Consider the following 21307-nt stretch of genomic DNA (forward strand, 5'->3'; position numbering starts at 1 on the left):
ATGAAAACGGTTGGATTTGAGCAGCTCACTGCAGAGGTCTCGGCCGTGCAGCGTACGGTCGACATCGGACGTATCGTGGAAATTCATCGCGGAACAATTGAAGTGGCGGGGCTTTCTCACGTGGCTGCACAAAGTGACCTCGTGGAAATTGGAACAGCTGATGACATGCGACTGGGAGAAGTTCTAAATCTCAGGTCTGACCATGTGACCATCTTGCCTGACGGGGATGTTGAGGGGTTGCGGATCGGAGAGCGGGTGGCGCTGCGTGGGGCAGGATCCATTGCGCCCGATGACAGTTGGATCGGGCGGGTTTTGGATCCGTTCGGGCACGCTCTTGATGGTTGTCCTGTGATGCGCGGCACTCAGCAGCGCTCATTGCGCGGTGTCGCAATCAATCCCACTGAACGCCGGGTTCTCGGAGGGCGCCTGGAAACAGGCCTCACCGTATTCAATACCCTTCTTCCGATCGTCCGAGGGCAACGCATTGGGCTATTCGCCGGTTCCGGCGTCGGAAAGTCCACGCTTTTAGCAAAACTCGCCAGGGGGGTGCGGGCAGATGTTGTGGTGATTGCGCTGATCGGGGAGCGGGGTCGAGAAGTGCGTGAATTCGTGGAGCGCGTCTTGGGGGAAGAAGGTATGAAGCGGTCAGTGGTTGTGGCGGCCACTTCGGACCAGTCCCCATTGGTACGCCGCCGCGCCGGTTGGGCTGCCATGACAGTGGCTGAGCACTTCCGCGATCAGGGGCGACATGTTTTGTTTTTGGCCGATAGCGTCACCCGGTTTGCGGAGGCGCACCGCGAAATCGCATTAACCTCTGGAGAAGGAAGTTCATTGCGTGGCTATCCGCCGTCTACGGCTCAACAAATCACAACCCTTTGCGAAAGAGCAGGACCGGGAAGTGCTCTGGCCGGCGATATCACCGCCATCTTTTCCGTGTTGGTCGCCGGTTCTGATATGGAGGAACCAGTGGCTGATATTCTGCGTGGAGTGCTTGATGGTCATGTTGTTTTGGATCGCCAGATTGCAGAACGGGGACGATTCCCGGCCATCGACCTTTTGAGGTCGGTGTCTCGGGCGTTGCCCACCGCAGCAACTGACGCAGAAAACGCTTTGATTTCCGCCGCGCGCCAACGTCTGGGGGCATATGCCAAGTCTGAAATGATGATTCAGGCTGGATTATACGCTTCGGGCAGTGATCCTGTGGTCGATGCGGCGATCGAATGTTTCCCGAGGCTTGATGCCTTTTTGGCAGGGGATGAGCATGAAAACACTGCTGCCAGTTTCCGCCACCTTGGCGCCTGCATGCAGCCTGAGGCAGAACAGTCATGATACTCGATGGAAAGAGGCTCCATCTATTTTGAGTATGTAGGATTGTAGTTGTGAGGCACGTATATGGGAGTAATTTTCACCCAACTTTGCTCGCTGTATGGTTAAGCCCTCTGTAGCAAGGTCAATGCAATTGTAGCGCTCGACATGCCGGCATTGCCCAGCGCGGTCTGAGAGCGGATGAGGAACAACCGATTAAGTTCTTCCATCTTATCCGGGTCTGAAAACTGATCAATCTTTTCGCTGCCGAAGTAGGTTTCTGTTTTGTCTTTCAACATCGTAAGCTGCTGGTCGATGTCGAGTGTCCCAATGCTGCTGGGAAGTCCAAGCGCAGTTTCAAAAACCTTCCGCAAAGGGGGATTTCCCATGATTGAGAACCACTTACCGTCATCAGAGATTGACTTGCTCAAGACCCCCCCCAGATCTCGCTCCAAAGACAGGCTTAGCCTCATTTCTTCGCTTTGATCTCCGACCGCAACTTCAAATTGTCGCTCAAGGTAGGCGTCGGTGGTTTTTTCACCGAAAGTCGAGATTTTGGTGCCTGGGATGCCGAGGTCTCCGAACCCAAAGTCCTTTGCCATTTCATAGTAGCGTTTGTCCGAGAGTTTATTGGCGAGATCACCACTGTCGAAGGTGCCATCTTCCAGCACCTTCTTGATGTAGAACTTATTGCCGATATCCGCATCAAGCCCATAGGCACCCAAAGCCACCTTCAAAAGTCGGAAATCATCAACCAACTCTTCTGCCGAGCTCACGTCACTTATTCTTTCATTGAAATAGGCAACGTCTCGCTGCATTTCAGCAGTCGAATTAAAGGCCTCCTTCTGGGCGTCTTGTGTGCGTTGCAGAAAAGCCCAACCAGCCAGGCCACCAGTTGGGACTATTGGTCGGAAACTCATGCCAGTGTCGCGGCCAGCAACCGCTCTTCCCGAGGCAGCAATGCCCGCAGGCATTTCAGAGCCTGATAAAACTGTTCCCGTGTCACCGCTTCAGTTGCGCGGGTTAATTGATCGCGGCTGTCGTGATCAGTAAGGACCTGGCTGAGTTGCTCGATTCCACGCAAAAGCTGCATATGTGCATCCTTCTGATCTACGTCTCCAGATAAGACAAGCTGGGCGATATAGCACACACGACGAACCGGAGTATTCACCTCTTCCGGGTGGATGGCGTCCCGAAGTCTAAGGATGTTTGCGTTTGGTGTGACGATGGAAAGCCGAGAGCGTCGGTCACCATTTTCGATGACAGCACCATTGATGAGGACGCGTTCTTTGGGGCTTAGTTTTAATACAAGACCACTCATGCCGCGTCCGCCGTTTGTCTCAGCCCACGCATGATTGTGGTATTGATCTCAATGAGGGCATCGGGACTCGCACCACGTGTAAGAACTTTTCGGCTGAAGTCCGAGGTGAATTCAGCGAGAAAAAAAATGCGGGCGCGCAATTCTTCTGGAAGTCCATTTTCGCTTATTGCGACATCTGCGGCGAGCATTGTCCAGAGTCGCCGGTTTTCGTGGATGGCATGGGTTAGCAAACCAAATCCGGAATTTCCTTTGGCCGCGGCGGACTTCATTTTCTGGGTGATGCGAGCGAAGGCTTCGTATTCGACGCCGCGTGGAGTGCGCACTGCGGTATTTGACGCCGCATAGGCCGTTTTGGCCAAGTTCATAGCGTTCACGGGTTTTCCTTCCGATAAACGTTGAATTTAGGGGTGAGGGGGACGGGGGCACCATTTTGGTGCCCCACATCAAATCCTTAACGGAACAGCGACAGGATATTCTGCGGCGCCTGATTGGCGATCGACAAAGATTGCGTGCCGAGCTGTTGCTGAACTTGTAATGCCTGCAATCGGGCAGAGACTTCTTCCATGTCGGCATCCACCATTGCACCGATACCTGATTTCAGAGAATCGGACAGTTTCGAGATGAAATCGCTTTGAGTTTCGATGCGACCTTGCGCTGAACCAAAAGAGGCGGCGGCATCAATTGACTGGTCGATCAGACCTTCGATCGTAGCGAGGGCCCCGGTTGCACCAGAATCGCTGGTTACATCAACATTTTGCAGGGCTCCCAGACCGCCAGAGGCAGCAGATGAGCCGGCGGTGCCACCGGTCTGTGCCCGTAGGCCAACTTTGATACTTGTTGCGTCGCCGCCTGCGGCATTAGAGATGGTGAATTGGTTTGCGTTCGAACCTGTACCTTGCGTGACGGTATAGCCTTCACCTGAACCGGTCGCCGCTCCAAAGAAAGCGTTGATCTGGTCGGTCAAGGCCTTCGCGACTTCTGCTGTACCATCAGTGGAACTGGCAACATATTCAAAGGTCCGCTGACCTAAAGTCGATCCGCCACCATTCACGTTCACATTCACATCATCGAGGATGATCTGGTAACTGTTCCCTTCGGCCACAGTGCCGATGGTGATGGTTTCGCTGCCTCCATCTGCGATGGTTGTGGTTGGGCTGGCAGGATCAAATGCAGTGTCATCGTGTACAACAGTTCCTGATGTCGCAGAAATCAGACCTGCCGCAGCTGTCGCATCCGCAAGGTCGGTGTCACCAAAAGCCTGAGCCGCGACGGGTGTGGTGGTCGACAGGTTTTGACGGTCAACGCTGATATGAGCCGCGACGACGTTCCCATTTGAATCTCGATCAAGCGACGAGAGAACATTCATCGCGTCGGTACTTGACCCATCAATCAGGTTGAGGCCGTTGAACTGCGCGGCGCTAACAACCGATCCAATCTGATCGCGCAAGGCAACGATGTCGGTTTGGAGCTTGGCGCGGTCAACGTTTTCTTCCTGCGCGGCAACAATTTTACCTTTCATTTCGGTCAACAGGTCGGTCACTGTTTCGGATGCGTTCCGAGCGACAGCGATAGTGGATTCACCCAACGAGAGTGATTCTGAAATCGCCTTGAAGCCTTTGACATCCGAATCCATGACTTTCGAAATTGCCCATACTGCCGAGTTATCTTTGGCGGTTGCAACTTTCTTACCTGTCGAAATCTGATTCTGGGTGTCGAGCATGTTCGAGTTGATCGACTTCAGCGTCTGCAACGCGACCATAGCGCCATTGTTTGTCAAAATGCTGGACATGAGAATTTTCCTTTAGTTTGTCGGCGCTTTACACCGGAATTTTTCGAGGCTCACCCGGGTGGGCGAGAAAAAGAGCTATTCTCAACTCTGCGGAAAATCGGGTTGTCCCTTCCGCGCCACCCCCTCTGGAATGCGCATTCAGATGACGCGGAAAAACTGAAGGAAATCTGAATCTGTCTGGAGTGATATAGATAGGATTTGAATCAACAGTCGTTCGATCATGCGCGCTTTTCAAAGCTGGTGGTTCGATGCGAAAGATCATGACTTTGTCCACCAGCATCGTAGGTGCGCAACTGGGATTTTTGATTGCGCAGCGCCTCCAGACGACGCGATGCTGTCCGGATCCCTTCGCCGGCGGCAATCAACATCGATTGATTGCGAGTGATCTTTTTTACAAGAACTTTCAGATGCTTGGTATCCTGCTTGGTAGTGGGGAGCAGGCGCATCAATCGCTCCTTTTCCGGTGCGAGGCTTGTCAGAATACCAATCTCGCCGCTCAAAAGGTATTGTCGTTCAAGATCCAGTAGAGTGTTCAATGCGGTTGCGGCATCGGAATGTTTATAGATTGCCATTAGACCTCTCTTTCAACGCCTCAAAGAGCGATTCAGCCAACCCGATCCCTCCGGCATTCACCATTTCCTTTGCCTGCGCCTGCACAAGAAATGAGCTGAACTGGTCCTCGCCCGCACCGCCGCCAAAACTTTCGCGGGACTTTCCAACCCCGGCGACCTTCAACATTTCTGCGAGGAATGTAGCCTCGAGATTTTTAGCCGCTTGTCGTAGTGCGTCTTCCTGATGTTGGGCTTTCTGGGGGCTGTCCGGCACGTTTGCCTTGCTGCGAAGCGGTCCGAATTGTGGAAGCGACGGGTCCATTTATGGTCCTTTCAAATGCAATCTATTTTCTCGACTATCGTGTCGAGCGGTAAAGATCCGGTAACCAACTGCTGCCATAGTCGCCTTCAACGGAGTCAGAACACCCGGAAGGTAAATATGCAGCTTGGACCACATTTCCCCTTGCTTGTAAGCGCGGAAGAAACGCCGACATTAGATCGGACATCTGAAAGTACTGTCGAGGTGTTTGCTAGTTTTGAAGCCTTGATGCAGCCCTTACCAAAGGGTCATATCGCCAGTGCAGGAATAGAAAAGGCTCCCGATATTACGAACCAGGAAGGAACGCCTCCTGTGCCCGATGGCCTCTTTGAAGTCGGAGAGGGGATGGGAAGTGACAATAATATCGGATTAACAGGTGTGGAAACCGGCCTGAATATTCAGCTCGAGAAGATATCATCTATCAAAGATTTTTCTACGCTGATCCCGCCAAATAATGCTGGGTCGCCAAGGCAATTGGCAGACATTGAAATTGAAGCTGCACTGAAACCAGTGACAACGGGGTCTGAAGCGAAACCCAATCCAAATATCACACCAAATGAAATGAATGCCTCCGGTGCGATTGTGCCAAGTCATGAGGTCGCGCGTCGACAGCCAGAGGCGCCCTCAGTGAAACCGGCATACAATGATCTATCGGCAAATCTGTCAGGTGAAATTAATCACCGTCACGGTGAAACCGCTGGGCAACCATCACGATCAGGAGAGGCATTAGGTCAAGGCAAGGGATTACGACCCGTCGGGATCCAACCGGCAACAGAAGCTCCAGATCTGCACAAAATCTCTTTCCCCTCAAGCCTGATGGCTTTGGGCGACCTGGGTGGACGGTACTCTGACCCGAGCCTGACTGGGGCAAAAATCACCGATATGATCAATCCCTCCGATGCAGAGGCAACCGCTAGCCCCGTCAACTCGCAAAAACCAATTTTCCCCCAAACCGATGGACCAGATGTACCAAAGACGGACCAATGGTCTGTCAGCAGGGGTATCACAAAAGAAACGAGACGTGACGGTGCCGCGGCCCAGACTCCGGTTCAGGTGGCCGGAGATGTCGGGACGATAAAAGGAACAGGAGACTATTTACCGCTAGGCATCCCGATGATCTCAGCAATAGGGACAGAAAGCGGTGGGATTATGACACCAAACCCGTTGTCGGCGAGCGAAGCATCGCAAGCGGTTGACGCCTCGGTCGAGCTGATTTCCCCTGAGTTCAGCACCGCTGATTTCCGGTCCGCTCGAGCTGATATCCTTGGGAGCTTGCGCACAGAGTTGCCGCGCCATATCGCGCTACAGCTCGTTGAAGTGGCGAAATCGATGCCGGACCGTCCGGTTGAACTCACTCTCACTCCTGAGGAACTTGGACGTCTGCGGCTGACCTTCTCTGGGGACCTTTCGGCTATGGCAGTCACTGTTAATGTCGAACGTCCCGAAACGCTGGAACTTATGAAACGCCATATCGAGATATTGGCGCAGGAAATGCGTGAAATTGGCTATGAAGGCGTGTCCTTCTCTTTTGAGCAGTCGGGTGCGGGGGCACATGGCGGTGGGTCTGCGCAGGATGGGTCATCAAAAAATGACCCCCAATCTGGTGCCCATGACGCCCCGGGTATTGTCTCCGATGCCCCGAGCTTACTTCAAATGAACCTGTCGAACGCCATTGAAGGCATCGATATCAGATTGTGAGGACCCAATGGTCGACACCGTAACTTCTCCCTCTATGCCGGCAACATTGACAGCCCCTGTTGCACAGCCGGGTGAGAATACCAATAAGCTCAGCGCCGAAGAGGAACTGTCATCGGACTTTGAAACTTTTTTGAAGATGATGACGGTCCAGATGCAAAATCAGGATCCTCTCAACCCAATGGAATCAACTGAATTCGCCATGCAATTGGCCACGTTCTCAGGTGTCGAACAACAGGTGCGCAGCAACAGTTTGCTTGACGGCATGTCGACAAAACTGGATCTGATGGGGTTGAACGATTTGGCCGGTTGGGTTGGGATGGAAGCCCGTGTGGTCTCTTCCGCCAAGTTCGATGGCACACCGATCACGTTGAAAGGCTCTCCTCCCACCACTGCGGACGCCACGCATTTGGTGGTGAAGAACGGGGATGGAACCATAGTGCAAAAGACCCAGGTCCCGGTGTCTTCCGAACAGGTCAGTTGGGCTGGGGTTGCAGAGAGCGGAACGCCATTCCCATCGGATACCTATACCTTTGAGTTGGAGAGTTGGAGTGAAGGAAAGCTTCTCGAAACTTCGCAGATGGAGGTCTACACCCGAATTGTCGAAACGCGCAAAGAAGATGGCAGCCTGAAGCTTGTAACAGAAAGTGGACATACGGTTGGGGCCAATGATGTGTCCGCCTTGCGAGAAGCATCTAAGGGGTAAAATCCGCGCGTGAAACAGGGTAGGGTTCGCGTCTTTCTCTTGACCTGCCCTCTGATCGTGACCGATAGCTTTGGAATGACGGATAGGGATCATATATCTCCTCCTGCTACGCTCAAGTCCGGTTGGGAGCAGCGCGGGATTGCAGAGAGGAACGCAGACTGGGCGCGCCAGTCAGGGGGCCACAGCAATCCGGTTTGGCGCGTGCTGGGGCAGGACCGCGATATCATCTGCAAACTCTATGTCCCAAGCAATCATTCTCCGATTTTCTCCAACGATCCTGATCATGAAGCGATTTCTCTTACAGCCCTGGCGGGGACTGGAATTGCACCCAAAATGCTCGGCCGCTTGCGGTGTGAGGCAGGAGAAAGTCTGGCGTATTCCTATCTTGATGGCCCGCAATGGCGAGGAAACGTACAGGACGTGGCTGTTTTGATGGCACACCTGCACCTCCAACCTGTACCGGATGGGCTGAACAGTGTTCGGTCTGATCCGGACGTGCTGATAGATCAGACCAGGCAGATGCAGCCTGAAATGCGTATTTCCCCAATGCCCGAACATCCTCTTCCGCCTGTCGATCCAGTGTTCCTGCATGGCGATATTGTGCCCGGCAATCTGGTGGAAACCTCTGAAGGGCTTATGCTGATCGACTGGCAATGCCCCGCCAAAGGGGATCCTTGTCTGGATATTGCGATCTTTTTGTCACCCGCCATGCAGGTCATCTATGGTCATCACCCTTTGAGTGAAGATGAAATTGGGGCGTTCTTCACCATGTATGGCCACCCTAACGTCACCGAAAGGTATCAGATCCTCGCCCCGTTTTTCCACACCCGCATGGCAGCATATTGCCTTTGGAAAGGGGCCAGAGGGTCAGCCAGCCATGCCGCTGCTGCGGTGTTGGAGTTGGAAGCGTTAGAGAAACTTTGATACCCACACCGCGATCAAAGCCAAAACTCCACCAAGACTGACATAAGCCATGGCTCGCATCGGCCGGGCTTGATCCGGTTCCGGCAACGGAGAGGAGTGTCGGATCAATGCGTTCTCAGCCAATTCTGGCAAACGAGGGCCGAATCTGGCCAACACACGCAGAGTTCGCGTAAGGTCGCGGACCACCGCCTTGGGACCGATTGAGGATTTGATGTAATCTTCGACGACAGGACGCGCGGATTGCCAGATATTGATACGCGGATCCAATGACCGTGCAACCCCTTCAACAACAACCATGGTTCGTTGCAAAAGGATCAGCTCTGTGCGGGTCTGCATCCCAAACTTCTCTGTAACTTCAAAGAGGTATGAAAGAAGTTTTGCCATCGAGATTTGGGTGGCGTCCATATCCGCGATTGGCTCCCCCACCGCGCGCAGGGCCTGTGCAAACTCTACCACATCACGGTCGGCAGGCACATAACCCGCTTCGAAATGCACCTCGGCAACGCGGGTGTAATCGCGCGTGATGAAACCATAAAGGATCTCGGCGTAGACGCGGCGGGTGTATTCGTCGATCCGGCCCATAATCCCGAAATCAATGGCCACGATGTCGCCATTTGATGCGAATTTCAGATTGCCTTGGTGCATGTCACCGTGGAACAGCCCATCGCGCAGGGCGTGGCTGAGGAAGAGTTGGAGGACCCGTTCACCAAGAGATGTCATATCCAGGCCAGAGGCGCGGATTGATACCAGATCATTGGCTGGGATGCCCTCGGCCCAACCCAGCGTCATCACACTCCGCCCGGTTAGCCCCCAATTGACTTCGGGCACCACAAAACCTTCGTCACCTGCGGTGTTTTCGGCAAATTCACTGGCAGAAGCACTTTCAAGGCGCAGGTCCAGCTCTCCCATGACCACGCCCTCAAAATGTTCAACCACATCAGTGGGGCGCAGGCGCCGGGTTGAGGGCAGAAGCCATTCGATCATGTTGGCGGAAAAATGGAAGGCATCAATATCGGTGCGGAAGGCCCGCAAGATACCGGGGCGCAGCACCTTCACAGCCACTTCCTGTCCGGTGCTGGCGAGGCGCGCACGGTGCACTTGTGCAATTGAGGCCGCGGCGACCGGTTCAGAAAATTCGGAAAACACCTCGTCCACTTCGATGCCAAGCTCGTCTTCGACCATGTCACGCGCCACGTCGAGCGGGAATGGGGGCAGCTTGTCCTGCAAGTATTTCAACTGATCGGCCAGATCGGCACCCACCACATCGGGACGTGTCGATAAGATTTGCCCGAACTTGATGTAAGCAGGCCCCAGCGCAGTGATTGCACGGGTCACAGGCGGCAGGGATGTATCGCCCTTTTTGCCGAGCCATGCGAAAGGAAAGCCGATAATGCGAGCGGCAATCCGCAGCGCGGGAGGGGCGTTCATCGCATCCAGCACCACCCCCATGGCGCCTGTGCGCTGAAAGGTGGCGCCTGTACGGATCAGACGCCAGATATTGTGCGGTCCGCGCATGTTAGATTTTCCACCCTGAATGCAGGGCGGCGATGCCCAAGGACAAATTACGGTACTTCACATTCTCAAATCCGGCCTCGCGGATCATACCGGCAAAAGTTTCCTGATCCGGGAACTTCCGGATCGATTCCACGAGATACTGATAGCTGTCGTAATCGTCAGCAATCAGCTTGCCCATGCGCGGGATCACGTTGAAGGAATAAAGATCGTAGAGTTTTTGCAGACCGTCGTTTGGCAATTGGCTGAATTCAAGCACCATCAGGCGCCCACCGGGTTTCAGCACGCGATAAGCTTCTTTCAGGGCGTCGGGAATGCGTGTCACGTTGCGGATGCCAAAGCTGATCGTGTAGCGATCAAAGCTGTTGTCCTCAAACGGCAGTTGCATTGCGTCGCCAGCCACCCAATCAAGCCGGTCGGACATATTGTCCGCTTCCGCCCGTTGGCGACCCTCAACCAGCATCGATTCCGTCATATCAAGCACAACCGAACTGGTGTCTTCAGCTCGTTTCAGGAACCGGAAGGAAATATCCCCCGTGCCGCCAGCCACATCCAGAAGGCGCTGACCGGGGCGCGGCGCGAGCCAATCCATCATCGCGTCTTTCCAGAGGCGGTGGATCCCCACCGACATGACATCATTCATCACGTCATATTTTGAGGCCACATTAGTAAAGACCCCATGAACCATTCCGGCCTTTTGGTCTTCGTCTACGGTTTTGAAACCGAAATGCGTGGTTTTCTTCGCAGCCATGTCGATCATTCGCCCAAATTTCGTCCCAAACGAGATATACCCATATGCCCCAAGAGACAAACCATCAAATTTAAGTAGGTTGCAGATGTTTATTTATGGAATTGCTATTTTTGTAGCGGTGATTTTTGTGCTGGGCAGTTCTTCGAAATGGGCACGCTCATTTCGAGGTGAAAAAGAACTTGGAAAGCGTGCCGGGGCAGTGATGAGTGATGACTGGTCGCTGGAAGTGATTTCAGAAGTTGGAAGCAAGAAGGAACCCCATCACACTTTCACCAAAACCAACCATCCAACGACGTGGGGGGTGCGGGTTCTTTTTGCGGTTCTGTCGGTTGTCGTCTATGTCTATGTGTTCCCGATGTTCGACGACCCTAAGGTGTCGGGTGGCATGGTGGCCTATGCCGCTGAAATAAAATGGGCACTTCTTGCCTGCCTTGGCTATGCAGCCGCCTATATCTTGGCATTTGAAATCACGTTGGATGGTCACGAGCTGCAAGCCATGTCCGGGTTTTTTCGCACTAAAACCTATGATTTGCGTGACCTGAAAGAAGTTACAGAGAACGGTCCGTATGAATGGAAACTCTATTTCACGGATCGAGCCCCCGTTCGGATGATGAAATCGGTTGTGGGTGTTCAAACCTTGCGGCAACATCTGTCAGAGGTGATGCAAGCCAACAGGATGGAACATGCCAGAACTGCCCGAGGTTGAGACGGTTCGTCGCGGGCTCTCTCCCGTGATGGAGGGGGAACGTATTGCAAAGGCCGATGTGCGTCGTGAAGGGTTGCGTTGGCCATTTCCCGAAAACATGGCCGAAAGGTTGACGGGTGCGCGCGTGACGCGGCTTGGGCGACGGTCAAAGTACCTGCTGGCGGACCTCGATACAGGTGAAACCCTGATTGTGCATCTTGGTATGTCGGGGCGGATGCTTATTTCGGGTCACGCGCTGGGCAAGTATCATCACGAACATCCCGCGCCCGAAAAGCATGATCATGTGGTTTTTGACATGGAGAACGGCGCACGCGTGACGTTTAATGATCCGCGTCGGTTCGGGGCGATGGAACTTTGTGCGACATCTGGCCTGCCTGATCACAAATTGATTCGAGTCCTCGGGCCAGAGCCATTGGGGAATGACTTCAACGAAGACTATCTTGTCGAGCGTCTGTCCGGCAAAAATACCGCCATCAAAACAGCCCTTTTGGACCAGGGAATTACTGCTGGTCTTGGCAATATATATGTCTGCGAAGTTTTGTTCCGCGCGGGCATTCATCCGGCGCGCAAAGCGGCCAGAATCTCTGCAAAACGTGTGGCTGGTTTGGTCCCCATTATTCGGAAAGTTCTGGCCGAAGCGATCGAAAGTGGTGGGTCATCGCTGAAAGATTATCGCCAGGCGGATGGGGATCTGGGATATTTTCAACACAGCTTTCAGGTCTACGGACGCGAAGGTGAACCCTGCGTCACCCTTGATTGTAAAGGAAAAATCTCTCGTATTGTTCAAGGGGGGCGATCAAGCTTCTATTGCGGGCATTGTCAAAGATAACTTGATCGGAGGGAAATGCCCGCGTAGGACTCCCCTTCGAATACCACTGGTCTGGGACGACCAAAACGGGACTAAAGGCAGGGGAACCATGGCCTATAAAAATATCATCGCTGAAACAGAAGATCACATAACTCTGATCCGGCTCAATCGTCCGGATGTCATGAATGCACTAAGTATGGATCTTCTGGCAGAACTCGGTGAGGCGTTGGCTGAAGCGCAGGACAACGACAAGGTGCGTTGCATCGTGATTACCGGCTCGGAAAAGGCGTTTGCTGCCGGGGCCGACATCAACATGATGGCCGAAAAGAGCTTTGTAGATGTGTTCGTGGGGGATCTGTTTACCCCGGAAGAAGCATCGATCATGCGGATCCGCAAACCAATCATTGCAGCCGTGTCGGGCTATGCGCTGGGTGGTGGCTGTGAACTGGCCATGATGTGTGATTTCGTCATCGCCTCCGACACCGCCAAATTTGGCCAACCCGAAGTGAACCTGGGTGTGATGGCAGGCTTTGGGGGCACGCAGCGCCTGACCAAACTGGTTGGACGCGCCAAGGCGATGGATATGAACCTGACCGGGCGTTTCATGGACGCCGCCGAAGCCGAGCGGTCAGGGCTGGTCAGTCGTGTGGTGCCCGCCAAAGAATTGATGAAAGAGGCAATGGCCGCGGCGGCCAAGATTGCCGAGAAGTCGATGATCACCGTGATGGCAATCAAAGAAACGGTCAACCGGGCCGAACAGTTGCCACTGAGCGAGGGCATTCTCTTTGAGCGTCGCGTGTTCCATTCGCTTTTCGCGTCGGAAGATCAGAAGGAAGGTATGGCGGCCTTCATTGAAAAGCGTGAGCCTCAGTTCCGCGACAAGTAAGACGCCAATCCTGTAAAATAGGCTTTCCTTTCAGGGAAAAATGCCCTAAAGGAAGCCGCAATACATGCGTGTGAGGCCCGCTTTGGCCAGAATCACCGGTTCTGAACCCGGCGGGTGCTGATGCGCGAGTCACCAATGTGACGTTAAAACGAAACACCCGAAGAAGGGATCAGAAACATGGCAAATTCGCCCCAAGCTAAAAAACGCGCCCGTCAGGCCGATCGTCGCTTTGCTGTCAACAAGGCTCGTCGTTCGCGTATCCGTACCTACCTGCGCAAAGTAGAAGAAGCCATCGCCGCGGGCGATCAGGCTGTTGCTGCAGCTGCACTGAAAGAAGCGCAGCCGGAACTGATGCGCGGCGTGTCGAAAGGCATCCTCCACAAGAACACCGTAGCGCGCAAAATGTCGCGTCTGTCGGCGCGCGTGAAGTCCCTGGGCTAATCGCGCCGTCGGGCTGGTTCTGGCTGGCCTGTGACAAATTTGCCAACCCTCAGATTCGGGGTTCGGACATGAGATGAGCGCGCCAAATAGGCGCGCTCATTTGCGTTTTTCCATACGATAAAATCGGGATTGTATAACCCGCCCGGGATTCGTTCGACGAAAGACAGAGTCAAGCGTGAAGTTCTATTGCACCGTCCGCACAGCACTTGCTAGCTTGACCTCAGCGATTCACGTCGCTGACTTGGGACATTGATGACTTGGGGTAAAAGCCCTTTAATAACTGAGGCTTACCCAGATTTACAAACGGGTGGGGATAGAATCCTCCTCGCGACTGCAGCGCGCAACTCCCGTCGAGGGGGACGGGTGCCGCGTTGCTAGAATGCTGGCGTCGCACTTCTTGCCTGGGGTGCACACTAGACACATGTCATGTCTCCGATTGCCCCGATTGGGGTCACGCATACTGATCTGTAAAAGGGTCGGTAGTGTGTGGGTATCCTATGCGCTTATCTCTCTGCGACTGCAGAGGATCAGGGTGTTTGCGATACTAGGTCAGTTGCGGGTTTAGACCGGAAAGGGGCGGTCTGAATCTGGTCACGTTGAACGCTGGCAGAGGTGCTGTGGCAGGCGCCAGTGTGAGTGGAATGAGATCTGAATAAGACTGCTTGCGACGGTCTTTAAAAAATAAGAATGGGTCGAGGTGACATGACGAACGAAGAATGGGGACGGGTCCGGTCAAAGCTGCAGAAAGCAGTGGGGCAGAACAATTATGCAAACTGGATCGAACCCCTGGAATTTGCAGAGCTTGAGGGCGGAGTGGCGACTTTCTTGGTGCCAACCAACTTCATGGGCAACTGGGTCGAGCGCAATTTCGGTGACAAGATTCTAAGCCAGCTGGTTGGTGCGGGTGTGAAAGTCTCGCGACTGGAGTTTGCAGTGCCGCAGAAGATGGCTCCGCGCAAGCCGGCCAATGAATCTGCCCCTGTTGCGGCAGAAAGCGGGAGTAAGACTGCGACACGAGTGGAAGTGCAGGATGAACTTCCTGGTGCGCCGCTGGATGCGCGATTTACCTTTGATAGTTTCGTGGTCGGCAAGCCAAACGAATTGGCACATGCTGCGGCCCGCCGTGTGGCCGAGGGTGGCCCAGTCACCTTCAATCCTTTGTTCCTGTATGGTGGTGTTGGTCTTGGTAAGACCCACTTGATGCACGCCATTGCGCATGAGTTGAAGGCCCATCAACCGGACTTGCGCGTCGTATATCTATCTGCCGAACAATTCATGTATCGCTTCGTCAAAGCGCTTCGTGAAAAGCAGATGATGGACTTCAAACAACTGTTCCGCTCGGTCGACGTGCTGATGGTGGATGACGTTCAGTTTATTGCCGGTAAAGACAGCACCCAAGAAGAGTTCTTCCACACGTTCAACGCCTTGGTGGATCAGAACAAGCAGATCATCATCTCGGCTGATCGCGCACCGGGCGAAATCAAGGATCTTGAGGACCGCATCAAATCACGTTTGCAATGTGGTCTTGTGGTTGATTTGCATCCCACCGACTACGAATTGCGCCTTGGCGTGTTGCAGACCAAAGTTGCAACCTATCGCCAACAATATCCGGGCCTGCAGATTTCTGATGGCGTACTGGAGTTTCTCGCGCATCGCATTTCAACCAATGTGCGTGTGCTGGAAGGTGCCTTGATGCGCCTCTTCGCCTTCGCCTCTCTGGTCGGGCGGGAAATCACGCTGGAGCTGGCTCAGGATTGCCTGGGTGATATCCTGCGCGCCTCGGACCGCAAGGTCACCGTGGAAGAGATCCAGCGGAAAGTCAGTGAGCATTATAACATCCGCCTCTCGGACCTTATCGGTCCGAAGCGTGTGCGGACCATTGCGCGTCCCCGTCAGGTGGCGATGTATCTGGCCAAACACATGACCTCGCGGTCGCTGCCCGAAATCGGGCGACGCTTTGGCGGCCGTGACCACACCACTGTGATGCATGGGGTGAAGCGGATCGACGAGCTGAAGGGCGTCGACGATCAAATCGCTGAAGATCTGGAACTGCTGCGTCGCGCCCTCGAGGCGTAAGCTCTTATTCTTGTCCTGTGCGCAAGCGCAGGCACAACAGTTGCTTGCAAAGGGCGGGTTGGGGTCCGTTTGGCCTTGACCCGCCCTTCAAACCATTGGACATTCCAGCAAAAGAACAATCTCGGGGCGAAGGCATCGGCTTTCAGCCCCTATATTCGTCAGGAGTGGGATATGAAGATCAGCATTGAACGCGGTGCGTTGCTCAAGGCCGTGGCCCAGGCTCAATCGGTTGTGGAACGCCGCAACACCATCCCGATCCTGGCCAATGTGCTGATCGAAGCGGAAGGCGACAGTGTGTCGTTCCGGGCCACCGACCTTGATATCGAAGTCGTCGACAAGACCCCGGCAATGGTTGAACGCGCCGGTGCCACTACGGTTGCCGCTGTGACGCTTCATGAGATTGTGCGCAAACTGCCGGACGGGGCTTTGGTGCAACTGACCGATGATGGGGCGACAGGCCGCCTGACGGTTGAAGCCGGCCGGTCGAACTTCTCGCTCGCCACCCTGCCGAAAGAAGATTTCCCGGTCATGGCATCGTCTGAGTACTCGGCCAACTTCTCAGCCCCCGCGCCGGTGCTGCGCCGCCTGTTCGACAAATCGAAATTTGCGATCTCGACCGAGGAAACCCGCTACTACCTGAACGGTGTTTACCTTCATGTGTCTGATGCAGAAGGCGGCAAGGTGCTGCGCGCCGTGGCCACCGACGGTCACCGTCTTGCCCGTATCGACGCCGAGCTGCCAGCAGGTGCAGAAGAGATGCCTGGTGTGATCGTGCCGCGCAAGACCGTGGGCGAACTGCGCAAGCTGCTGGATGATGATGACGCAACGATTGCCGTGTCGGTGTCGGAAACCAAGGTGCGTTTTGCGACCCCGGCGATAACGCTGACGTCGAAAGTCATCGACGGTACTTTCCCCGATTACACTCGTGTCATCCCAACCGGGAATACCCGTAAGCTGGAGGTGGACGCGTCTGAATTTGCGCAGGCCGTAGACCGCGTGGCCACCGTTTCGTCGGAACGTTCGCGTGCCGTCAAACTGCAACTGGACGAAGACCGTCTGGTTCTGTCGGTGAATGCACCCGATGCAGGTGCTGCGGAAGAAGAACTCGCCGTTGCTTACGGCGATGAGCGGCTGGAGATCGGCTTCAACGCCAAATATCTCTTGGAAATTGCCAGCCAGGTAGACCGCGAAAACGCAACCTTCATGTTCAACAATTCTGGCGATCCGGCCCTGATGCGCGAAGGCAATGACACCAGCGCTGTCTACGTCGTCATGCCGATGCGCGTGTGAGCGGCGTCTGCAGTTCGAAATTTCAGCCCCTCACAGGGCGTAGACTGGCAAGAGGAAAAGGGGCGTGTAAGTGACCAGCCCACTGGCCCTCAAAGAGCTGACCCTCAGCCATTTCCGTAGCCACAAACTGGCGCGCCTGTCTCTCGATGGGCGGCCTGTTGTGCTGCATGGCGCAAACGGGGCCGGCAAAACCAATATCCTCGAGGCGATATCCATGCTGTCTCCGGGGCGCGGTTTGCGGCGGGCGACGATGGATGAAATGATCCGCAGGCCTGAACAGGTTGGGTGGAAAATTTCTGCGGTCCTGCAAAGCCTTGGGCAGATGCACGAGGTTGAAACTTGGGTGGAGCCGGGGCAGGGGCGCCAGGTGCGGATTGATGGGAAAGTCGCGACGCAGGTCACACTGGGCCGGATCACCCGCGTGGTTTGGTTGGTTCCGGTGATGGACCGGCTGTGGGTCGAAGGGGCCGAAGGGCGGCGGCGATTTCTGGACAGGTTGACGCTCAGCTTCACGCCGTCCCATGCGGATGCGGTGCTGTCTTATGAAAAGGCGATGCGCGAACGGAACCGGCTTTTGAAGGATGGGCAACGTGACCCACACTGGTATCGGGCTGTAGAAGCACAAATGGCTGCGTCTGGGACTGAGATACATGCCAATCGTTTGAATGCCATATCTTTGCTGCAAGAGGCGCAGACCTCGGCAGAAACGGAATTCCCGGCCGCCGATCTGTCGCTGGTTCAGGCAGGAGAGGCTTTGGCCCCCGCCACAGAAGACGAATTGGCAACGGCTCTGTCCGAAAGCCGTCCACGCGATCTTGCCGCGGGGCGCACATTGGTTGGTCCGCACCGGTCGGATCTAGGTGCGGTCTATGCAGCGAAAGGTGTGGCCGCACGAGATTGCTCAACGGGCGAGCAAAAGGCGCTTTTGGTCTCGCTCATTCTTGCCAATGGGCGTGCGCTGGCGCGGGACTTTGGTGCACCGCCAATCTATCTGCTGGATGAGGTTGCTGCTCATCTTGATGCAGGGCGGCGGGCGGCACTCTATGATGAAATCTGTGCTCTCGGTGCGCAGGCTTTCATGACGGGTACCGGTCCGGAATTATTTGCCGAGCTGGGGGCGCGGGCTGCACATTACGAAGTGTGTGATGAGAATGGAAATTCCACTGTCACGGAGGTGACCCCATGAAAACCAATCGCGTGACTCTGATCACCCTTGGCGTGGAGAGCATCGAACGCTCTTGTGCCTATTATCAGGCACTTGGCTGGAAGCCCTCTAACGTTCTGTCAGACGTGGCGTTTTTCGACATGAACGGGATGAAATTGGGGTTCTTCACACTCGACGGTCTGGCGCGGGAAACGGGGCGTTCCAAAGACGAAATGAAAACAGGAGCGATGACGCTCGCGCAGAACTACCCGTCTGAGGCCGAAGTGGATGCAGCATTTGCCAAGGCAATCTCAGCAGGCGCCACGGCTGTTGCCGCGCCAACCAAGACAGATTGGGGCGGCTATTCCGGTTACGTTGCTGACCCGGATGGACACCTGTGGGAATACGCATTCAATCCGTTTTGGGCGTTGGACGAAGACGGAATTTTGGTCTGAAAATCATAACCCCAAAGATCGAATTGGAGGGCTGCGCAGCACGCCTTCGCTATCCTGTCTATTTGACACCAAATCTTGTGTCGGATAGGTGACATTACCCCCGAAAACATCTATGTTTTGGGGAACGAATAACAGGAAGGCCCACATGGCTGACGACGCGCAAAACAACGCCGAATATGGCGCAGATTCCATCAAAGTTCTCAAGGGGTTGGAGGCGGTTCGCAAACGCCCCGGCATGTATATCGGGGACACGGATGATGGGTCCGGTCTGCACCACATGGTTTATGAAGTTGTGGACAACGGCATTGACGAAGCGCTGGCCGGTCACGCGGATGCTGTGACGGTTACAATTCACGCCGACAATTCGGTCTCTGTCTCGGACAATGGTCGCGGCATTCCGGTGGATATGCACCCGGAAGAGGGTGTGTCTGCCGCTGAGGTGATCATGACCCAGTTGCACGCGGGCGGAAAGTTCGACTCGAACTCTTATAAAGTGTCCGGTGGCCTGCATGGTGTGGGTGTGTCGGTGGTGAACGCGCTGTCCGACTGGCTGGAATTGCGCATCTGGCGCAATGGCAAAGAGCATGTGGCACGTTTTGAACGCGGCGAGACCGCCGAGCATCTGAAAGTCGTGGGCGATTGCGGAGATCGCACTGGGACCGAAGTGCGCTTCCTAGCCTCTACTGACACGTTCTCGAACCTCGAGTACCAGTTCAAGACACTGGAAAACCGCCTGCGCGAGCTTTCCTTCCTGAACTCTGGTGTGCGGATCATCATCGAAGATGAACGCCCCGCCGAAAAGCTGCATTCGGAAATGCACTATGACGGCGGCGTGAAAGAGTTCGTGAAATATCTCGACCGTCACAAGACGCCCCTGATGGAGGAGCCGATCTTTGTGACCGGCGAAAAAGACGAGATCGGAGTAGAAGTCGCGATGTGGTGGAATGATGGCTACCACGAAAATGTGCTGCCCTTCACCAACAACATTCCGCAACGCGATGGTGGCTCGCATCTTGCGGGCTTCCGTGGAGCGTTGACCCGAACCCTGAACCTCTATGCCAACTCATCTGGTTTGGCGAAGAAGGAGAAGGTGAACTTTACCGGTGATGATGCGCGTGAAGGTCTGTCCTGCGTACTGTCAGTGAAAGTGCCGGATCCAAAGTTCAGTTCGCAGACCAAGGACAAACTGGTCTCAAGTGAAGTGCGCCCGGCAGTAGAAAGCCTGATGAACGAAAAGCTGCAGGAATGGTTTGATGAAAACCCGCAGATTGCTCGAATGATTGTCGGCAAGATTGTCGAAGCCGCCCTGGCGCGTGAGGCTGCGCGTAAAGCGCGCGAAATGACCCGCAAGAAATCTTCGCTTGATGTGGCTTCGCTGCCGGGCAAGCTGGCGGATTGTCAGGAAAAAGACCCAGCCAAACGCGAACTGTTCCTCGTCGAGGGTGATTCCGCTGGTGGTTCGGCCAAACAGGGCCGTTCGCGTCACGATCAGGCGGTCCTACCGCTGCGGGGTAAGATCCTGAACGTAGAGCGGGCACGGTTTGACCGGATGCTTGGTTCGCAAGAAATCGGCACGCTGATTACCGCGCTTGGCACTGGGATCGGTCGGGATGAATTCGACATTTCCAAACTGCGCTACCACAAGATCATCATCATGACCGATGCGGATGTGGACGGTGCGCATATTCGAACGCTGCTGCTCACCTTCTTCTTCCGTCAGATGCCGGAGCTGATCGAAGGTGGTTATCTCTACATTGCCCAGCCACCGCTGTATAAAGTCGCGCGGGGCAAGTCTGAGGTTTATGTGAAAGACCAGACAGCTCTGGAGGATTACCTTGTAAATCAAGGGATTGAAGGCACAGTGCTGCGCCTGCCGTCGGGCGAAGAGCTCGCGGGTGCCGATCTGGCACGTGTCGTGGAAGGCGCACGCAATTTCAAACGGATCCTCGATGCGTTCCCCACCCATTATCCACGCAATATTCTGGAGCAAGCTGCGCTTGCAGGGGCTTTTGATCCGGGCCGCGCGGATGCGGATCTGCAGCGTGTGGCCGATGACGTGGCGGCGCGACTGGATAAGGTTGCAGTCGAGTATGAGCGTGGCTGGCAAGGCCGGATCACGCAAGATCACGGCATTCGTCTGGCCCGTGTGCTGCGCGGGGTCGAGGAAATTCGTACACTTGACGGAGCAGTCTTACGCTCGGGTGAAGCCCGTCGCCTATCCGAGGTGTCGATGGAAACGCGCGATGTCTACAAAGACGGCGCACGCCTGTCACGAAAAGAACGCGAAACCCTGCTTCAGGGACCGATCGATCTTCTGAGCACCGTTTTGGCCGAGGGTGAGAAAGGGCTCACGCTGCAGCGCTATAAAGGACTGGGTGAGATGAACCCGGATCAGTTGTGGGAGACCACGCTTGATCACGAGGCCCGTACTTTGCTGCAGGTGAAAGTTGAAGACCTCTCAGAGGCGGATGACATTTTCACTAAATTGATGGGGGATGTGGTTGAGCCACGCCGTGAGTTCATCCAGCAAAACGCGCTCTCCGTCGAAAACCTCGATTTCTGATCAGGTTGTAAAAAGCCCCATAATCGCTCGCGAAGCCCATAGGTTTTCGCGAGCGACCCAAATCT

The 21307-nt window shown here is 54.9% G+C and carries 21 protein-coding genes; 13 read left to right on the forward strand and 8 right to left on the reverse strand.

Translation table 11 applies throughout. The annotated features are described in order from the left end of the window. The gene (locus O2N63_RS13505) at positions 1 to 1329 is read left to right on the forward strand and encodes a FliI/YscN family ATPase (RefSeq protein ID WP_271054804.1); all 1329 of its coding nucleotides are present in this window, start codon (positions 1 to 3) and stop codon (positions 1327 to 1329) included. A gap of 101 nt (positions 1330 to 1430) precedes the next feature. Here the strand turns inward: O2N63_RS13505 and O2N63_RS13510 are convergent, their stop codons facing one another. The 6 genes from O2N63_RS13510 to O2N63_RS13535 form a co-directional block, all read right to left on the reverse strand. Next, a complete protein-coding gene (locus tag O2N63_RS13510) occupies positions 1431 to 2081 on the reverse strand; it encodes a DUF1217 domain-containing protein (RefSeq protein ID WP_271054805.1) in 651 nt (216 codons plus the stop codon). Between the two features lie 140 nt (positions 2082 to 2221). Beyond that, complete coding sequence (gene flbT / locus O2N63_RS13515; protein ID WP_271054806.1) at positions 2222 to 2626, reverse strand: flagellar biosynthesis repressor FlbT; 405 nt, start codon at positions 2624 to 2626, stop codon at positions 2222 to 2224. Then, entirely contained in the window at positions 2623 to 2991 is a 369-nt protein-coding gene (flaF, locus tag O2N63_RS13520) for a flagellar biosynthesis regulator FlaF (protein ID WP_333780736.1), read from the reverse strand. Before flaF ends, flbT begins: the two co-directional genes overlap by 4 nt. Positions 2992 to 3077: 86 nt before the next feature. Then, positions 3078 to 4415 (reverse strand): flagellin, encoded by a 1338-nt coding sequence (locus tag O2N63_RS13525; RefSeq protein WP_271054808.1) that lies wholly within the window; start codon positions 4413 to 4415, stop codon positions 3078 to 3080. 218 nt (positions 4416 to 4633) lie between these two features. Next, positions 4634 to 4987, reverse strand: coding sequence for a flagellar biosynthesis protein FlgN (locus O2N63_RS13530; protein ID WP_271054809.1), 354 nt, complete (start codon positions 4985 to 4987; stop codon positions 4634 to 4636). Then, positions 4974 to 5288: a rod-binding protein gene (locus O2N63_RS13535; RefSeq protein WP_271054810.1), complete on the reverse strand. Its 315-nt coding sequence runs from the start codon at positions 5286 to 5288 to the stop codon at positions 4974 to 4976. The genes O2N63_RS13530 and O2N63_RS13535 overlap by 14 nt, the downstream gene beginning before the upstream one ends. Positions 5289 to 5405: 117 nt before the next feature. On the opposite strand from O2N63_RS13535, the gene fliK reads away from it, so the two are divergent. The 3 genes from fliK to O2N63_RS13550 are packed head-to-tail and all read left to right on the forward strand — an operon-like array spanning position 5406 to position 8610. Then, positions 5406 to 6983, forward strand: coding sequence for a flagellar hook-length control protein FliK (gene fliK / locus O2N63_RS13540; RefSeq protein WP_271054811.1), 1578 nt, complete (start codon positions 5406 to 5408; stop codon positions 6981 to 6983). Positions 6984 to 7017: 34 nt separating this feature from the next. Next, positions 7018 to 7686, forward strand: a complete 669-nt coding sequence (locus O2N63_RS13545; RefSeq protein WP_271054840.1) for a flagellar hook capping FlgD N-terminal domain-containing protein — start codon at positions 7018 to 7020, stop codon at positions 7684 to 7686. 9 nt (positions 7687 to 7695) lie between these two features. Beyond that, positions 7696 to 8610: a phosphotransferase gene (locus O2N63_RS13550; RefSeq protein ID WP_271054812.1), complete on the forward strand. Its 915-nt coding sequence runs from the start codon at positions 7696 to 7698 to the stop codon at positions 8608 to 8610. Here the strand turns inward: O2N63_RS13550 and ubiB are convergent. Both ubiB and ubiE read right to left on the reverse strand, forming a co-directional pair. Further along, positions 8596 to 10125: a 2-polyprenylphenol 6-hydroxylase gene (gene ubiB / locus O2N63_RS13555; RefSeq protein ID WP_271054813.1), complete on the reverse strand. Its 1530-nt coding sequence runs from the start codon at positions 10123 to 10125 to the stop codon at positions 8596 to 8598. The genes O2N63_RS13550 and ubiB overlap by 15 nt on opposite strands. A 1-nt stretch (position 10126) precedes the next feature. Continuing rightward, positions 10127 to 10873 carry a bifunctional demethylmenaquinone methyltransferase/2-methoxy-6-polyprenyl-1,4-benzoquinol methylase UbiE gene (ubiE, locus tag O2N63_RS13560; protein ID WP_271054841.1) on the reverse strand — a complete coding sequence of 249 codons (747 nt, stop codon included), beginning with the start codon at positions 10871 to 10873 and terminating at the stop codon, positions 10127 to 10129. An 85-nt stretch (positions 10874 to 10958) separates the two neighbouring features. Between ubiE and O2N63_RS13565 the strand changes: the two genes are divergently transcribed. The 9 genes from O2N63_RS13565 (at position 10959) to gyrB (ending at position 21242) form a co-directional block, all read left to right on the forward strand. Next, positions 10959 to 11579 (forward strand): hypothetical protein, encoded by a 621-nt coding sequence (locus tag O2N63_RS13565; protein ID WP_271054814.1) that lies wholly within the window; start codon positions 10959 to 10961, stop codon positions 11577 to 11579. Beyond that, positions 11557 to 12408, forward strand: a complete 852-nt coding sequence (gene mutM / locus O2N63_RS13570) for a bifunctional DNA-formamidopyrimidine glycosylase/DNA-(apurinic or apyrimidinic site) lyase (RefSeq protein ID WP_271054815.1) — start codon at positions 11557 to 11559, stop codon at positions 12406 to 12408. Before O2N63_RS13565 ends, mutM begins: the two co-directional genes overlap by 23 nt. 88 nt (positions 12409 to 12496) lie before the next feature. Next, positions 12497 to 13273: an enoyl-CoA hydratase gene (locus O2N63_RS13575; protein WP_271054816.1), complete on the forward strand. Its 777-nt coding sequence runs from the start codon at positions 12497 to 12499 to the stop codon at positions 13271 to 13273. Positions 13274 to 13450: 177 nt separating this feature from the next. Next, the gene (gene rpsT, locus O2N63_RS13580) at positions 13451 to 13714 is read left to right on the forward strand and encodes a 30S ribosomal protein S20 (RefSeq protein ID WP_271054817.1); all 264 of its coding nucleotides are present in this window, start codon (positions 13451 to 13453) and stop codon (positions 13712 to 13714) included. 702 nt (positions 13715 to 14416) lie between these two features. Further along, the gene (dnaA, locus tag O2N63_RS13585) at positions 14417 to 15790 is read left to right on the forward strand and encodes a chromosomal replication initiator protein DnaA (protein ID WP_271054818.1); all 1374 of its coding nucleotides are present in this window, start codon (positions 14417 to 14419) and stop codon (positions 15788 to 15790) included. Positions 15791 to 15961: 171 nt separating this feature from the next. Beyond that, positions 15962 to 17080 carry a DNA polymerase III subunit beta gene (gene dnaN / locus O2N63_RS13590; RefSeq protein WP_271054819.1) on the forward strand — a complete coding sequence of 373 codons (1119 nt, stop codon included), beginning with the start codon at positions 15962 to 15964 and terminating at the stop codon, positions 17078 to 17080. Positions 17081 to 17150: 70 nt separating this feature from the next. Next, positions 17151 to 18266: a DNA replication/repair protein RecF gene (gene recF / locus O2N63_RS13595; RefSeq protein ID WP_271054820.1), complete on the forward strand. Its 1116-nt coding sequence runs from the start codon at positions 17151 to 17153 to the stop codon at positions 18264 to 18266. Further along, positions 18263 to 18679 (forward strand): VOC family protein, encoded by a 417-nt coding sequence (locus O2N63_RS13600; protein WP_271054821.1) that lies wholly within the window; start codon positions 18263 to 18265, stop codon positions 18677 to 18679. Before recF ends, O2N63_RS13600 begins: the two co-directional genes overlap by 4 nt. Before the next feature lie 145 nt (positions 18680 to 18824). Continuing rightward, positions 18825 to 21242, forward strand: coding sequence for a DNA topoisomerase (ATP-hydrolyzing) subunit B (gene gyrB / locus O2N63_RS13605; RefSeq protein ID WP_271054822.1), 2418 nt, complete (start codon positions 18825 to 18827; stop codon positions 21240 to 21242). The last annotated feature ends 65 nt before the right edge of the window (positions 21243 to 21307 follow it).

It is taken from the genome of Aliiroseovarius salicola (assembly GCF_027891095.1).
Classification (GTDB): Bacteria; Pseudomonadota; Alphaproteobacteria; order Rhodobacterales; family Rhodobacteraceae; genus Aliiroseovarius; species Aliiroseovarius salicola.

Excerpts from the sequence above, each read along its gene's own strand:
- O2N63_RS13535 (WP_271054810.1), bottom strand. The coding sequence starts at position 5,288 with ATGGACCCGTCGCTTCCACAATTCGGACCGCTTCGCAGCAAGGCAAAC.
- O2N63_RS13600 (WP_271054821.1), top strand. The coding sequence starts at position 18,263 with ATGAAAACCAATCGCGTGACTCTGATCACCCTTGGCGTGGAGAGCATC.
- O2N63_RS13505 (WP_271054804.1), top strand. The coding sequence starts at position 1 with ATGAAAACGGTTGGATTTGAGCAGCTCACTGCAGAGGTCTCGGCCGTG.
- O2N63_RS13530 (WP_271054809.1), bottom strand. The coding sequence starts at position 4,987 with ATGGCAATCTATAAACATTCCGATGCCGCAACCGCATTGAACACTCTA.
- gyrB (WP_271054822.1), top strand. The coding sequence starts at position 18,825 with ATGGCTGACGACGCGCAAAACAACGCCGAATATGGCGCAGATTCCATC.
- ubiE (WP_271054841.1), bottom strand. The coding sequence starts at position 10,873 with ATGGCTGCGAAGAAAACCACGCATTTCGGTTTCAAAACCGTAGACGAA.
- O2N63_RS13545 (WP_271054840.1), top strand. The coding sequence starts at position 7,018 with ATGCCGGCAACATTGACAGCCCCTGTTGCACAGCCGGGTGAGAATACC.
- O2N63_RS13575 (WP_271054816.1), top strand. The coding sequence starts at position 12,497 with ATGGCCTATAAAAATATCATCGCTGAAACAGAAGATCACATAACTCTG.
- flbT (WP_271054806.1), bottom strand. The coding sequence starts at position 2,626 with ATGAGTGGTCTTGTATTAAAACTAAGCCCCAAAGAACGCGTCCTCATC.
- ubiB (WP_271054813.1), bottom strand. The coding sequence starts at position 10,125 with ATGCGCGGACCGCACAATATCTGGCGTCTGATCCGTACAGGCGCCACC.
- flaF (WP_333780736.1), bottom strand. The coding sequence starts at position 2,991 with ATGAACTTGGCCAAAACGGCCTATGCGGCGTCAAATACCGCAGTGCGC.
- mutM (WP_271054815.1), top strand. The coding sequence starts at position 11,557 with ATGCCAGAACTGCCCGAGGTTGAGACGGTTCGTCGCGGGCTCTCTCCC.
- O2N63_RS13565 (WP_271054814.1), top strand. The coding sequence starts at position 10,959 with ATGTTTATTTATGGAATTGCTATTTTTGTAGCGGTGATTTTTGTGCTG.
- dnaA (WP_271054818.1), top strand. The coding sequence starts at position 14,417 with ATGACGAACGAAGAATGGGGACGGGTCCGGTCAAAGCTGCAGAAAGCA.
- fliK (WP_271054811.1), top strand. The coding sequence starts at position 5,406 with ATGCAGCTTGGACCACATTTCCCCTTGCTTGTAAGCGCGGAAGAAACG.
- dnaN (WP_271054819.1), top strand. The coding sequence starts at position 15,962 with ATGAAGATCAGCATTGAACGCGGTGCGTTGCTCAAGGCCGTGGCCCAG.
- O2N63_RS13525 (WP_271054808.1), bottom strand. The coding sequence starts at position 4,415 with ATGTCCAGCATTTTGACAAACAATGGCGCTATGGTCGCGTTGCAGACG.
- rpsT (WP_271054817.1), top strand. The coding sequence starts at position 13,451 with ATGGCAAATTCGCCCCAAGCTAAAAAACGCGCCCGTCAGGCCGATCGT.